Raw genomic sequence first — 15,433 nt, forward strand, 5'->3', positions numbered from 1 at the left:
CTTAGATTCTTACAGGAAAACCTGCCTGAGAGGAAGCAGTAAACACAAGATATGTTGCTCCTTTAATAACCCTCCCTATGCACCTCGTCATTATCCTAAATTCCCAAATTTTGAAGAGGATTTCTGCAATCGGTGATAAGGAGTGTGACCGATGACAAGAATATTAAATTCTTTTTTGTTATCTTTTGTGGAATTTATTATTTTCCAATTTCATTTTGGGATGATGACAAGGAAATACAATGAAAAAAATAGGATTAACGGCCATTGCAGCCTGTATGGCCGGGTTATCAGTGAGCTGTGCCTACGCACAGTTAACTGCCAGCCAGCAAGAACACTTGTGGAGAGCACCAAAGGAAAATGCCGAACAACTCGTTTCGCAAATGAGTACCAGAGAAAAGATTGGTCAGATCTTGATGCTGGATGTGCGTAACTGGGGTAAAAATGCGGCAGGAGAACCTGAGAACGTGACGGTGTTGCCCGCAGAGCTTGCTAAAGTGATCGCTGATTATCGTTTAGGCTCAGTGATTCTTTTCCGTGAAAACTTTATTAACACGCCACAGAGTTATCAACTGATACAAGATCTCCAGAAAGCCAGTTATCAACTGCCTTTGCTGATCAGCACCGATCAGGAAGGGGGCTATGTGACGCGCCTGCGTGAGGGAACAGAAATGCCGGGTAATATGGCCCTGGCTGCAACACGCAATGAAAGCATGGCACAGCGGGTTGGCGAAGTGCATGGCGCGGAACTCAACGCCTTGGGTGTACATATCAACTTTGCTCCGGTGGTTGATATTAACACCAATCAAAATAACCCCGTTATCGGTGTTCGTTCGTTCAGTAGCAATATTGCATTAGTCAACAGCATGTCGACAGCCTACATCAAAGGGTTGCACCAACACTCTGTACTGGCGACGGCAAAACATTTCCCTGGCCATGGCAACGTGGCAACGGATTCGCACTTCGGCTTGCCGCAGGTGTCTTATTCTGAAAGTGAATGGCGGCAATCGGATCTATTACCTTTCAAAAACGTCGTAGCGCAAGGTATTGATGCAGTGCTCACCGCGCATATTATTGTACCGGCATTGGACGACACGAAAGTCATCTCCAAAAAAGACGGTACTGAAATTGGTTTGCCGGCCACGTTATCCAAAAAAATTATCAGTGGGATATTGCGTGACGAGCTCCAGTTTAAAGGGCTGGTGTTTACCGATGCATTGGATATGGGGGCAATTGTCGATAACTTCGGGGCGTCTGAAGCCGTTGAAATGGCCTTGATGGCAGGCAGCGATGTGCTGGTTATGCCGTTGCATATCTGGGATCAGCAGGGTATTACCCAACTGGAAGAACTTTACCGCTATCTTGAAACGGAAAGCCAGAAAAAACCTGAACTTGCAGCACGCTTGCAGCAGGCGGCAACACAGGTGGTGCAGACCAAACTGGCCAATAAGCTGACACCATACAGCCCACATACCTTGGATTTTGCCAAGTCGGTAGTGGCGTCACCTGAGTATAAACGCTTTGAGAAGCAGGTTGCTGAAAATGCCATCACGTTGATCAAAAACGAGCGGTTATTGCCTTATCAATTAAAGGCGCAAAATAATCTGTTAGTGATCTCCGATGAGAATGCCCGCAATAAGATCGTTAGCGATGAGCTGCAAAATATTGCCAGTGAACTGAAGGGGCAGCAGATTGCCGTGAGCAGTTTAGCGTTTAAACTGGATGAAAATACTCTGCCAAATGATCTGGCAGAAAATATTCAGGCCAACGATCTGGTGATATTGATCACCTATAATCTGAAAGCTAAACAGACCGCAGCGCAGAAAGTTATCGATCAAGCCGCAGCGTTGCATAAACCTTTAGTGGTTATTTCGTCCCGTAACCCCTACGACATTGCCTACCTGGATCATGTGAAAGCTAATCTGGCTATTTATGGCATTACTGGTTTTGATGTGACCAATAATAACCGTAACTCCCTAGAAGCTAATATCAAGGCAGGTATCAGAACACTCTTTAAAACTAACGATAGCCACTCAGCATTGAATACACCAAGAGGTAAATTACCTGTCGATATTAGAAATCCGCAAGGTGATATTATTTACCCGTTCGGGCATGGCTTAACGTATTAATTTTATTTTTTAACTAGAGAGCCTATGGATATGGGCTCAGGTTACTTTTAAAAAAATCAACAAGGTATTATATGAAAAACTATCAGTTGGCATTAGTTTCGCTGGCCCTGTTCGCTCATCCTTTTTCTGCCATGGCAAAAGTAGACGATCAGCTCGAAGCCCAGGAATTACAAGCTCTACCATGGAATATAAATACAAATACTTTTCTGGAGATAGAGGACTTTAAAGGCCACAGAGTTAATGGCGAGAGAGTCTTTGATAAAGTCAGCCCGGTGGTTCAGTTAGCACTTAATAAACCTGATTCTGACTGGAGTTACTTTATGGAATATAAAGTATCGATGCGGAATTATACCACGAGCTATGAATCCAGGCCGACCTCGTTTAACCGTAATCGTTTTCAGTTACAGGCTAATCGTAAATTGTATAAAGGGGATGACGGCAACCTGAATCTCAGTTTCGTTTATAGAAAAGAATCGAACGATGTCAGAGCGGGGCAACCAGCCAAAAACTCCTACCATTCCTACTGGTTGATCCCAAGTGGTGGGTATAATTTTAACGAACAATTTTCTTTTGTTTTCTGGGATGCTGGGTATTACTACGATAACACTTTCTCTGGGCCCAACGTCAACCAATGGGAATGGGAAAGTGAGCACGGCTTCCAATACCGCTTTAACGATAATTTCAGTGCCAAGCTGATGTATTACACCGACTGGACCTGGAACAGCAGCGGTAATAAAACCTGGGAGCAGAATCAGATTCGCGGGTACTTCCCCACCAAGATTAATGAACAATGGAATCTGCAACCTTATTTTCGTTTCTTCCTGAGTGAGAAAAACTATAACCCGCTGACGGGTGAAACCACCAACAGCGCGGATTTAGGGGGATTAAGACTCGGTTTTATTGTCAATTATAATCTGACTGCCAAGATGACGTTGTGGACGAATATGGCGTGGGAAACCACACATTGGGATAAATCCAAAAATAATCAGGTAGTGAACATTACCTCTGGAGACAACAACCGGCAGGATTTCCGTTTGTATTCTGCGGGCGTTAAATATTCCTGGTAATGCTTTGGTTGAATGCTGGAGTGGTAAAGTCCACTTCAGCATTTGTTTGGCAGGAGCGGGAACCCTGTCACTGTTTATCTCATCGACTCGGTAAGGATTCTGTACATGCACAATTATCCACTTTCCAAAATAGCAAAATTGACCACATTGGTTCTGGTGACAGGAGTGCTGTTCGGTTGTGATTCGAGTGTGACAACCAATAAGAGCGGCGGTAATGAGAACACGGATAAGATATCCTATTCCCCTTTGTATAAGTATGTGAAAAACAGTGACGGGGGCTATGGCTACGATGTTAATAGCCCAGTCGAACTGTATAAAGGAGCCAATCAGTTTATCACGATCCCGGATAGCTACATTGCACCGAAGCAGGCTTTCAGAAGCACCTGGGTTGCCACCATCAATAATCTCAACATGCCGTTTGTTAACAGCGAGCAAGCCTTTAAACAAACCTACCTGAATATATTGGACAGATTCAGCGCACTGAATATGAATGCGATGATTTTCCAAATACGCCCGATGCTGGATGCGTATTATTTCTCAGAGCTGAATCCCTGGTCGCAGTTCCTCAGCGGTAGACAAGGCCAAGATCCCGGATATGATCCCCTGACGTGGATGGTTGAACAGACTCATCAGCGCGGTATGGAATATCATGCCTGGTTTAACCCCTATCGGGTGACTAACACCAAGATCAGCAGCCTGCTAAAGGATAGCGAACCGGGGTTGTCTACCGAGGAAATCCTGGCTTTAAGTACGGAGCAGCAGATTGAGCATCTGGTGAGTGCTGGGATCCTGTCGGCAGATAATTTTGCGGCGAAAAACCCACAATGGGTGCTGAGTTTTGACGAAAAGCTGTTTTTAAACCCGGCTATCCCTGAAGTTATTGATCATGTGGTGGATACCGTTGAAGAAGTGGTGCGCCGTTATGATGTTGATGCCATCCATTTCGATGATTATTTTTACCCGTACCGCATTACGGTGAACGGCGTTAATGTGCAGTTTGGTGAAAAAGGTGAAGATAGAGCAGCATTTGAGGCGTATGGCCTGATTAATAATCAGTATCCCGATACACCGCAAGGGATTGAAGATTGGCGGCGCGATAATATCACCCAGTTGATTAGCCGCGTGCAAAATGTGATCACCGAGCATAACCAGGCGCAGGGCACAGCGGTGCAGTTTGGCATCAGCCCGTTTGGGATCTGGGAGCATAAAGAGCGCAACGAACTGGGTTCCAATACGCCGATCAGTTCTTCTCAGTCATACAGCGGCAGCATTTATGCCGACACCCGGCTGTGGATCAAAGATGAGTTGATTGACTATGTTGTTCCACAGATTTACTGGAGTTTTGATCAAGCTGCCGCCCCTTATGGCGAACTGACCCAGTGGTGGAATGAGCAGATGGAAGGTTCACGTACACAGCTCTACATCGGCCATGCCAATTATAAGCATGTTTCTAACGGATCTTTCGATCCTGCCTGGATGAACCCGGAAGAGATCCCTAATCAGCTACGTTACAACCAGGAACTCAGCCACGTTGCCGGCAGTGTTTTCTTCAGTTACAACGATCTGCTGGTTTCTGATGTTACGCTACAACCGGAGGCGCGGCAGGCGGCCTACGGCGCGAAGAACGCCGCTATTGCTCTGTTATCAGCAAATTACCTCAGCACCCCAACGCTCCCGCCGAGCAAACCCTGGTTAGATCACTATGTGACGACGTTGCCACAGAAGGCCCACTTCGTCTCTGGCAGTAAAACGGCGTTTAGTTGGTCGGATAGCCCAGAGAACGATACGCGCTACTATGTGATTTATCGCGGCAGCGGTAAACCCAGCGCTATTTCCGCCGATCCAAAGAATATCATTGCCAAAATCTGGCGGGGAAGCAGCAATAATTTCAGCTATCAGGACAGCAGCAGTTTGGATAAAGGCTATACCTATCTGATCAGTGCAATTGATGCAGCACAGAATGAAACCGCCCCAGTGACTGTAACGGCCAACTGACCTTTTAGCTGGTGCGGTAATTGTAAAATTTTTTGCGATATCATAAGACTAAAAATCCACGCGGCTGCGTGGATTTTTGGTATTTCAGACCGCTGACAAAGTCAGAGACACCATAAAACTTGGCACACTCAAATTAGCTGTTGGTAACATGTTCTTATTTCACGTTCAGCGGTTACCGTCAGTGCGTGCTGGTGCGGGACTGGCGGTAATTTTAATATAATGCTTCAGTGCTACGGGGCGTGAAACGCCACGTGGATCTTTGGAAAATGGGAGTTTCATAAAGGGTTTTGCAGGTATTTCAACCCGCCACGTTGTATCGCCAATAAAGCTGAACTCAACTGCTTCCGGAAATATGCGCAGGTCGGAAAAAGACCCCGTCAGGTATGCGCCGCCCAGTGTTAGCATCTCTTTCACACCAGCATTCAGATCGATCAGTGCGATGTTGAGTATTTCTTCATAAGGCACATCATCGGTTAGAAATAACAACAGATGTTTGTCATCCACCTGAATCGCCGCTTCTACAACCTGCACAGGAACGGTGATTCCCGTACCTTTCTCTGCAACAGCAATCTCATACTTCCCTATAGCCGCAGACGTTGGTTCTTGTTTGAATTGTAGCGTTACGTTATCAAGTTGTTTAAGCATTACCCAGCTCCAAGAGCCCGCTAATTTCCATGTGGCAAGCGCGCCGCTGACAAAAGTGCCAATAACCATACAGGGAACATAATCAGTATGTCGGAAGATCTCTAAAAGTGAATGGTTCGTTTTACCGGGATACTTACAGAACATGCTGGGTTTGTGTGTAGGTGGAAAATTGATGTGAAGCAGGATTGGCGGCATCCGTATTTGGTGATTGTGCTGAAGGATGAGACAGGTTGTAGTCAGAATTAGAGTCAGATCACTATTTATTGTTAAAAGTAAATAGAAACATCATATGCATGATGCTATAAAATAAAGCGAACTGGCTGATAAAATTATGAAAAATTAATTATGAGTAAACTTAAGGATTTAGTAAGATATGGTTATTTTCCTATCCAGCTCCCCCCTGCTTTTAGCAGTACTTCGTTTGCACAAGCCTTACCAAAAATAGAAACCATATGGAAAAGTAGTCGGTATATCCCAACAAAGGTTGAAAAATATTCCGTAGCACGGTCATCTTATTTTAGAAGAATAACAAGCATTGTAAATCCTATTGGATATTATTTCGTTGCTAATGAAATTGCTAGTCATTGGAGCAAGATAGAGAAGCATTATAGAAAAAGTAATATTTCGTTGAGTAAACCCAAAATTGAACCAAATATTAGAGCGATAAAAATTAGTAAATTTAATGAACTTTATGAAGCAAAAATTGAAAGATCATCTGGATACAAATATGCGTTAATAACTGATATAACTGGTTTTTTTCCGTCAATATATACTCATTCTATACCATGGGCTTTGCATACCAAAGATATAGCTAAAAAAAATCAAGCTAAGACAGATGAGTTTTTTGGCAATTGTATTGATGGAAAGTCAATGGGTTTACAAGATCGCCAAACTATGGGAATTCCGATTGGGCCAGATACGTCACATATAATTTCTGAAATGATAGGAACTGCAATTGATAAAGAACTTTTTGATGCATTAGGCCATTGGCCTGCGGGTTTTAGATATGTTGATGATTTTTATTTATTTTTTAATATGCGTGATGAGGCTGAAAAAGTTCTTGCGTTATTAACTAAAATAATTAGTAGTTATGAGCTACAGATAAATGCATCTAAAACAAAAATAATTGAAGTTAAAGAGTTAGTTGAAGAATCATGGAAATATAATATAAAAAAATTAAGTGTTTCACATGAGAAACATTCGCAGAGAAATGATATACATAATTATTTTGAAGTTATTTTTAACCTAGAGCAAAAATTTAAAGATGAAAGTATTATTAAATATGCCCTAAAACAAATAAGCTCATCAATTATAAAAAAAAGCAATTGGTCTATATTTGAAGCCTATTTGTTTAAATGTGGCTATGGTTTTCCAAATACACTTCAAGTTATAACTAATATATTAATCACTTATTATAATTTAAGCTATCAAATAAATAAAAAAGCCGTTGAGAGATTTTGTAATAATTTAATCATGTCTCATGCAATTGCAGATCACCATGGAGAAGTATCTTGGCTTTTATGGTTATGTAAAGAATTGCATATTGAAATAAAAAGAGAGGCTGTTAGAGAAATAGAACAAATGTCTAGCTCTGTGTGTAAGCTTATTATACTTGATTTATATCATTCAAAGATCATTAAGCATTCCATACTTACTGATAAGTTAAAAAATTTATGTAAAAAAGACAACTTATACTCATCCGATTGGCTTCTTACATATGAAGCTGGTAGACGGCTTTGGCTAAAAAATAATAATACGAACTTTATAAAAGAATCAGATTTTTTTAAAGATTTACTTGAGAATAATGTTTATTTTTATGATGACAGTCTAAAAAGTAAACCTATTTTTAATTTTAAAAATGAAATGCATGACTCCGAAAGTATGGGGGATATTTTTGATAGTGATGTAGATATAAGTAATCACTTTATTTTTGATGAGGTAGATGATGAGTATTTTGACGAATCAACAGATGATCAAATTTTAGATTCGGAAGTTATATGATATAAATGAAACTTAATTAATATTAATTTAATCAGATAACTAATAATGTAAGTTTTTTAGAAATAGTGTATTTATTTCTTATACTCATCATTGTACTCACTTTGACTTACGTGTTCATCTAAGGCTAGCTACCACAACACCTGTTTATCCATTTTGGACCAATGTCGCCGAGATGACTGTGTTGCCGGGGCCATTTACCTGATATGTACTCCATACATTCAAACACAATCAGTCCGCAGGGTTACCTAGGGCTCAATACGTGCCGTGACGGTTCGTCTGCACAAAGGGGAATGTGGTCTTTTTTTGTATCGCATTATGTGCTAGGTCAATAGTAAGGGCCTGACAAAAATTGTGGACTCTTATCATTGCTTATATGATGTCGTGAAAAGTGCTGATGTCACAACAGGATGACAAGCAGATGTCAAAGGCAAGACGCTCGAAGCGCCCTGAAACCGATGAAGAACGTGAAGCATTAATTTCTACCCTGCATCAGGATATTGCCCGGTCAAAAGCACGAACACTTGGTGGTTCCTTCTTTCTAGATAAGCCGGTTGCACACCTTGATGATCTAAACAGGGTAGCGATGATGGATATTTTTTGAATGCTCACAGCTAGTGAACCGGGTATGAATCTTGTCCTTACGACTGCAAGCAACGGTTTAAGACGGTACTTACGACAGAAATTCTCATCGGAATCCTGCAAAGACAATTTGAGGGTTATTACCCTTGAGGGGAGCTACTGCGTCTTACAGTTAAATAAAACAACTCATGACGATAGCAATAGCGTATAAACGTGAGTAAACAATAGGATGAACGACGGTATGACCAATTATACGGATGTAACGGTGAAAGCGCAGAATGCCGGACCTGGCCTCTGTTTTTTGTTGTTGTTAGCTGTTTGGGCTGGCGTGTTTTTCATACCGGAAGCTATTTTTCTTGTTATTCCCGGGATGATTGGTTTTGCATTTCTGTTTTTTATTTACTATCTGGTATCAGAAGGGCACCTTGCGGGTATTCTGGGCGGGATCATTGTCAGTGTCATTTTCATGGCGATCGCCGCTGCGATCCCCGTTATTGGGTGGATAATCCTAGGATGCTGGATACTGTATAACATCGCGAGGGCATTTGAGAGCATTCAAAATTTGCTGCCGGATACCCTGCTGAGCGCTGCGTTATATGCCAGCCTCTTAATTCCCGTCATCTATCAGTTTAATTATTACGGTAATAGCAATATGTTGCTGACGATAGGATGCGGTATTGTTTACTTTTTCGCGGCAGCGGGATGTACCGTGCGTATCAGCGATCGTTCGGATACGCCAAAACATAGTCTGTTTCTCTTCTCCGTTATGTTGCTATCTGTACCAATGATTGTGCTGTTGTTTGCGTCTATTGTCGCCTCGCTGCGTGCTGCATTCCAGACGAGCTTAGTAAAAACGACCGCGAAACTTCCCCAATCGGTGAGAGGATACACCACCGCGCGAGGAATTGTCGTTGCCGACTACACTCGCAGCGTTACCCAAACAGTGGTCACTTCCACGATCGTTCCCGGAGCTGGAACCATGGGCGTATCGTTAGCCAGTTCATTGGCTGAATTAAGCACCACTGCTGATGAACAGCCCGTCAATCGGTTGAATCATGAAAAAGAACAGCGCTATGTGACGCACAAAGATCATCACTTTTATCGTTACGATGGATTAAATGATAAAAAAATCGGTAATTTTATTCAGGCTGTTGCCGCTGCGAGAACATTGCCAGTTCTTAACCAAGAGGATGTCCTTGTTTACTTTGATGAAACGCTGATAGGGAAAGGCGATCGTGGCGTAGTGCTAACCGATGAGGCTATCTATTGTTTACCGGGCATGTTTGAGGATGAAAAGAAATTCTTCACGCGGTTCAGTAATATTGAGAAGGTCACTTTTTCAGGTGCGTTGAATAAACAAATCACACTATGGCTGAAAGATGGGAAAAAACAGAAAATCACGCTGACGCAATCCAACGCCGGTGCGAAAAAAGTCTTCGAGATGATTGAACTGGCGATTGCTTGAGAACCAGGTTCAGTGCTAGGGCGCGTTTTTCGTGTGATTCACTACAATAGTTAACCTAGTATGAGCCACGACTGTTGTCAAAACAGCTTAATAACTTCCCGATTTGCTGAGGATTTAATGCCTGTTTGTGCTGTGTCTTATTGGCAGGGAGGGCCTTGCGCACAGGCCAGACAGGATCGCTATCAGCTCTAAGTGTCGCTACTGCTAACTCGAAGACTGATGAAACGGTGCGACGGGCTTCAGCAGCAACTGTCGGTGCTCCTCGTTTAGCAGTTTCCTGAAGAATTTTAAGAATGTGGTGTGGGGTGATCTCTCTGATAGGAAGCTTACCGATTGCGGGGAATACCACACGTTCAAGCATATTAAGGCGGCGCGTTTTGGTGACTTCCGCCCAGTCTTTCATTTGCAACCACTCTTTGGCGATAAGCTCAAAGGTGTTGGATGCGTCGTTGACCTTGCGGATTTTGTCTAGTTGACGTGCTTGCACCGGGTTTATTCTCTCGGCGACTTGCTTACGCGCTTGCTCGCATTTCTCGCGGGCTTCGGCAAGTTTGACCGTCGGGTATTCACCTAACGCAAACATGCTGGATTTACCGTTGAGTTTAAACCGATAGCGCCATGCCTTTTTGCCATTGGGTTTCACTTCGAGGTAGAGGCCATTGAAATCATTGAGCCGATAGAGTTTTTCTTTCGGCTTGGCTGTGCGGCATTGCGTATCAGTGAGCATAACGGGACCTTGTTTATTTATTATACCGTTACTGTACTCACTTAAAATGAAGATGAAAGAATGTTGTACTCATCCACGTACTCATTTTTGACTGCGTTATTACGAGATGAGTTGAGACTCTGTGAAATGAAAAATCCATGCAATTGCATGGATTTTATAGGATTTTCTGATTCCAATGAGATTTGCTGAAACCTCATGAGACAATAGAAGCTATTTAGACGTTAAACAAGAAATTCATCACGTCGCCATCTTTGACGATATAGTCTTTACCTTCTGAGCGCATTTTTCCGGCTTCTTTGGCGCCTTGTTCACCTTTGTAGGTGATAAAGTCTTCAAAAGAGATGGTTTGTGCGCGGATAAAACCTTTTTCAAAATCGGTGTGGATCTTGCCTGCGGCCTGTGGCGCGGTCGCCCCAACCGGAATTGTCCAGGCGCGCACTTCTTTCACGCCTGCGGTGAAGTAGGTTTGCAGATTCAGCAGTTGGTAACCTGCGCGGATCACACGGTTCAAACCAGGCTCTTCCAAGCCTAACTCTGCCATGAATTCAGCACGGTCTTCATCTTCCAGTTCGGCGATATCAGACTCAACAGCAGCACACACCGCGACCACCACAGAACCTTCCGCTGCCGCAATTTCACGCACTTTATCCAGATATGGATTATTTTCGAAACCGTCTTCATTGACGTTAGCGATGTACATGGTGGGCTTCAGTGTCAGAAAGCTCAGGTAACGGATAGCTGCTTTATCTTCGCTGGTCAGGTCAAGAGCCCGCAGCATGCCGGCGTTTTCCAAATGTGGCAGGCATTTCTCCAACGCAGCCAGTTCTGCTTTGGCGTCTTTATCGCCACCTTTAGCTTTCTTTTGTACACGGTGAATAGCACGTTCACAGGTTTCAAGATCAGAAAGCGCCAGTTCAGTATTGATCACATCAATATCGTCGGCAGGGTCAACTTTGTTATTCACATGAATAATATTGTCGTTTTCAAAACAGCGCACGACGTGGCCGATAGCTTCTGTTTCACGGATATTGGTCAAGAACTGATTACCCAGGCCCTCACCTTTGGAGGCCCCTTTTACTAACCCCGCGATATCAACGAACTCCATAGTCGTTGGCAGGATGCGCTGGGGTTTGACAATCTTGGCCAACTGATCCAGACGAGCATCGGGCATCGGTACCACACCTGTGTTAGGTTCAATGGTACAGAACGGGAAGTTGGCTGCTTCAATACCCGCTTTGGTCAATGCGTTAAACAGAGTGGATTTGCCAACATTAGGCAGGCCGACGATACCGCATTTGAATCCCATGTTTATATCACCTTAAATATCTTAACTATCAGCGAGTTAGATTTTACTCGCAGCATAATGGCAAAATTATGCTAATAGTATACACATAACGGGCGGTTATCTCGATCTGCCTGTTGCCGGGTGCCACCCAGTATCAGTGAAACCGGAATTTTATTGTACATGGAATAAGCAATATAATTTTTATCTATAGGTTATTTTTGTTTTATTTAAAATGCATCTTTTAATTCAAAATGACGTTTCATTTATTTTGGCTATCACTGTAATAGGTAATAACTTACTTAGGGCATTCTTTATATCGTCGTTATAATAATAGTATTATCTGAGTATGAATGTACTTTTGCATGGCAGAGTTCATCAATGTTCCTTGGTTGATATTTATTCAAATTCACCTATGATAATAAGCCTATTTTTTAGTATGGAGATAGGCTAATCAACCGCTTATGCCTGTTGTGATGCGGGTTTGACGGAGTAAAGAAAGGGATAGGCCCGATGAAAGAGCCTACAGGCTGGCAGTAAAGCACGATAAGAATAACTTTTTGTTTTATCTAAGAAATTTCCCCTTAAAAAATGTGATTGACAATTGAATTCGCGATGGATGGTTGTATATGTTGATTAGTTTAAAGAAATTATCTTGCCTTAAATTAGGAGGCTTCTTATTTTGACAAGAAATATCCTATATCAATCTGATTAGGGGACCTGAGTTATTATAAATTTATGTGTAAGTATTGTTGATATTATTTTTTTCAGATAGAATCCGCGAATTATTTTTTTGCTATATTTTTCCTAGGGAGATGTCTATTCCATGAATGGAGTCTATGTTTTTTTGGCACCAGTACTCTTATTGCTTTCGATCGCCTCTTTTTTTATTCATTTTCGTAATGAACGCAAAAAGACCTTGATTGAACGGCCTTTTCGCGCAGCGAAACAGGTAGAACAAGTGAATGCACAGAACGGTGGGCAGGCTCAGGCTGTTCATCAGTCATGCTGTTTACATAAGCTGTGTCATTTTTGCCCGATAAGAAGGTGAACCGAGCGAGTGAAACTCATATCGCTCGGCCCAACGATTACTGACCTGCCTTAAAGGCATGCAAACGGTTCATCGCTTTCGTCATGCCTTCTTTTAATAAAATCTCCGTACAACGTAGTGATTCATCAATAGCGTCATCAATCAGCGCTTGTTCTGCTGCTGGCGCTTTGCCAAGTACGAATCCCACAACCTTGTTTTTATCGCCAGGGTGCCCAATACCAATTCGCAAACGATAAAAATTTGGGGTATTGCCTAATTTGCTCTGAATATCTTTTAGGCCGTTATGCCCGCCGTTGCTGCCACCTAGCTTGAGTTTAGCCACGCCGGGGGGCAAATCCAACTCATCGTGAGCCACCAGAATCTCTTCTGGTTGGATACGGTAAAAGGTTGCCAGCGTAGCGACGGATTTCCCGCTCAGGTTCATAAAGGTTGTCGGAACCAGTAACCTAACATCGTTACCTGCCAAATTTAGACGAGCGGTGTAGCCGAAAAATTTGCTCTCCTCTTTCAACGGTTGGTTGTGGCGCTGCGCCAATAAATCAACATACCACGCCCCAGCGTTGTGCCGTGTTTGAGCATACTCTGCGCCTGGGTTCGCCAGGCCAACAATTAATTTGATACTACTCACTAGGAGATTCTCTGTGATCGAGATATGGAAAGGGCAATAGTTTACCTGCCGGGGCGCAGAATGACAAAATCATAGGTGATGGGGTGGTTTGTACAGGAAAATATTGGTTGAAAAACGAATAATACATTAAAGAAATAATTCAATTTGTTGGCTAACTTTTAGCAGAAGGTAGAGATTTGTTAGTGTTTATTTGCCATTTGTGATCGCTCACTCAATACCCTTGCGCTGTAAGTGCCTATAATTAATTTATCAAAATGGATTAACAATTTATCTGTTACTCCAAATTGGCACAGGATCGGATGGAGGTGGCATATGAAACGTAAAAGTGCTGATGTAATTGGCAACGTTTTAATGGGACTCGGGTTGGTCGTGATGATTGGTGGGGTCGGATACTCCATTTTAGCTGAAGTATCGCAATTTGACCTGCCACAGTTTTTTGCCCACGGTGCGATTATGAGTATTTTCGTCGGTGCGTTGCTGTGGCTGGTTGGCGCACGCATTGGTGGGCGTGAACAAGTTGCGGATCGTTACTGGTGGATAAAACATTTTGATAAACGTTGTAAAAACAACCAACATCGTTCGTCACATTAACCAACATCATTAAAGGAAATGGCCTGTAAACCAACCAGAGGCGAAGTTATGTTGCATAATAAGTAAAAAACCCGTTGTTGGCAGCGCTTCAACGGGTTTTTTGTTTCCTGCCATTTAATCAACAGACGCGGCGCAGCAGTTAGCTGCACCGGGCAGAGGATTAATGCTCAAACATGGCAGATATTGACTCTTCATTGCTGATACGGCGAATAGCTTCAGCCAGCATGCCGGACAACGTCAAAGTGCGCACGTTTTTCAATGCTTTGATCTCTGCTGACAACGGAATGGTGTCACAGATGATCACTTCATCAATTACCGAGTGCTTGATGTTGTCCACGGCATTACCGGAGAAAATGGGGTGCGTTGCGTAAGCAAATACGCGCTTGGCACCGCGCTCTTTCAACGCTTCAGCCGCTTTACATAAAGTACCGCCGGTATCGATCATATCGTCTACCAGCACGCAGTCACGGCCTGCGACATCCCCGATAATGTGCATCACCTGAGAAACGTTGGCGCGCGGGCGACGTTTATCAATGATAGCCATATCAGTATCATTCAGCAGTTTGGCAATAGCGCGCGCACGCACAACGCCACCGATATCAGGAGAAACCACAATTGGATTCACCAGATTCTGCTGCAACATATCTTCCAGCAGGATCGGGCTGCCGAACACGTTATCTACCGGGACATCAAAGAAGCCTTGGATCTGTTCAGCATGCAGATCCACCGTCAGTACGCGGTCAACCCCGACACTGGAGAGGAAATCAGCAACAACTTTGGCCGTGATTGGCACACGTGCGGAACGCACGCGGCGATCCTGGCGGGCATAACCGAAGTAAGGGATAACAGCAGTAATACGACCTGCGGAGGCGCGACGCAGGGCATCGACCATCACAACCAGTTCCATCAGGTTGTCGTTGGTCGGTGCACAGGTGGACTGGATGATGAAAATATCACCGCCGCGTACATTTTCGTTGATTTGCACGCTGACTTCGCCGTCGCTAAAACGACCTACAGCGGCGTCACCAAGGCTGGTGTACAAACGGTTGGCAATACGTTGTGCTAGTTCCGGGGTGGCGTTACCAGCAAAAAGCTTCATATCAGGCACGAGAAGAACCTCAGGCTTGCGTCCAGAGAAGGTATTGTCAGGCGGCTTTCACCTAGGGGCAGTTGGTGACGCCGGCGCAATAACCATACGGGTATGTAAAACTAAATAGAACCGCAGCCAACGCAAAGACAGCGAAGCCAGATAACAACGACTCTGCATAACACAACG

General features: G+C 43.5%; 11 protein-coding genes and 1 pseudogene. 7 read left to right on the top strand and 5 right to left on the bottom strand.

Annotated elements, in window-relative coordinates; translation table 11 throughout:
* The first annotated feature begins 239 nt into the window (after positions 1 to 239).
* From Z042_RS14430 to Z042_RS14440, 3 genes are all read left to right on the top strand, one after another.
* Entirely contained in the window at positions 240 to 2,126 is a 1,887-nt protein-coding gene (locus Z042_RS14430; RefSeq protein WP_024910979.1) for a glycoside hydrolase family 3 protein, read from the top strand.
* A gap of 71 nt (positions 2,127 to 2,197) precedes the next feature.
* Entirely contained in the window at positions 2,198 to 3,193 is a 996-nt protein-coding gene (locus Z042_RS14435; protein ID WP_024910978.1) for an OmpG family monomeric porin, read from the top strand.
* 105 nt (positions 3,194 to 3,298) lie between these two features.
* Entirely contained in the window at positions 3,299 to 5,188 is a 1,890-nt protein-coding gene (locus Z042_RS14440) for a glycoside hydrolase family 10-like protein (protein WP_024910977.1), read from the top strand.
* A gap of 165 nt (positions 5,189 to 5,353) precedes the next feature.
* Here Z042_RS14440 and Z042_RS14445 read toward each other — a convergent pair whose 3' ends face one another.
* Positions 5,354 to 5,833 carry a hypothetical protein gene (locus tag Z042_RS14445; RefSeq protein WP_024910976.1) on the bottom strand — a complete coding sequence of 160 codons (480 nt, stop codon included), beginning with the start codon at positions 5,831 to 5,833 and terminating at the stop codon, positions 5,354 to 5,356.
* Between the two features lie 345 nt (positions 5,834 to 6,178).
* On the opposite strand from Z042_RS14445, the gene Z042_RS14450 reads away from it, so the two are divergent.
* The 3 genes from Z042_RS14450 to Z042_RS14460 all read left to right on the top strand — a co-directional run bounded on the left by Z042_RS14450 (position 6,179) and on the right by Z042_RS14460 (position 9,878).
* Positions 6,179 to 7,834, top strand: coding sequence for an RNA-directed DNA polymerase (locus Z042_RS14450; RefSeq protein WP_024910975.1), 1,656 nt, complete (start codon positions 6,179 to 6,181; stop codon positions 7,832 to 7,834).
* Between the two features lie 394 nt (positions 7,835 to 8,228).
* Complete coding sequence (locus tag Z042_RS14455; protein WP_154666968.1) at positions 8,229 to 8,435, top strand: hypothetical protein; 207 nt, start codon at positions 8,229 to 8,231, stop codon at positions 8,433 to 8,435.
* 219 nt (positions 8,436 to 8,654) lie between these two features.
* Complete coding sequence (locus tag Z042_RS14460) at positions 8,655 to 9,878, top strand: hypothetical protein (protein ID WP_024910973.1); 1,224 nt, start codon at positions 8,655 to 8,657, stop codon at positions 9,876 to 9,878.
* A 58-nt stretch (positions 9,879 to 9,936) separates the two neighbouring features.
* On the opposite strand, the pseudogene Z042_RS14465 reads toward Z042_RS14460, so the two are convergent.
* The 3 genes and pseudogenes from Z042_RS14465 to pth form a co-directional block, all read right to left on the bottom strand.
* Positions 9,937 to 10,605: pseudogene (locus Z042_RS14465) on the bottom strand (tyrosine-type recombinase/integrase); the annotation flags it as partial.
* A gap of 214 nt (positions 10,606 to 10,819) precedes the next feature.
* Positions 10,820 to 11,911 carry a redox-regulated ATPase YchF gene (ychF, locus tag Z042_RS14470; protein ID WP_024910972.1) on the bottom strand — a complete coding sequence of 364 codons (1,092 nt, stop codon included), beginning with the start codon at positions 11,909 to 11,911 and terminating at the stop codon, positions 10,820 to 10,822.
* A gap of 1,064 nt (positions 11,912 to 12,975) precedes the next feature.
* Entirely contained in the window at positions 12,976 to 13,566 is a 591-nt protein-coding gene (gene pth, locus Z042_RS14475) for an aminoacyl-tRNA hydrolase (protein WP_024910971.1), read from the bottom strand.
* A gap of 312 nt (positions 13,567 to 13,878) precedes the next feature.
* On the opposite strand from pth, the gene ychH reads away from it, so the two are divergent.
* On the top strand, positions 13,879 to 14,157 hold the full coding sequence (ychH, locus tag Z042_RS14480; RefSeq protein WP_024910970.1) for a stress-induced protein YchH: 279 nt from the start codon (positions 13,879 to 13,881) through the stop codon (positions 14,155 to 14,157).
* A gap of 160 nt (positions 14,158 to 14,317) precedes the next feature.
* On the opposite strand, the gene prs is transcribed toward ychH, so the two are convergent.
* Positions 14,318 to 15,265 carry a ribose-phosphate diphosphokinase gene (gene prs / locus Z042_RS14485; RefSeq protein ID WP_024910969.1) on the bottom strand — a complete coding sequence of 316 codons (948 nt, stop codon included), beginning with the start codon at positions 15,263 to 15,265 and terminating at the stop codon, positions 14,318 to 14,320.
* Between the last annotated feature and the right edge of the window lie 168 nt (positions 15,266 to 15,433).

Source organism: Chania multitudinisentens RB-25 (assembly GCF_000520015.2).
Taxonomy (GTDB): Bacteria; Pseudomonadota; Gammaproteobacteria; order Enterobacterales; family Enterobacteriaceae; genus Chania; species Chania multitudinisentens.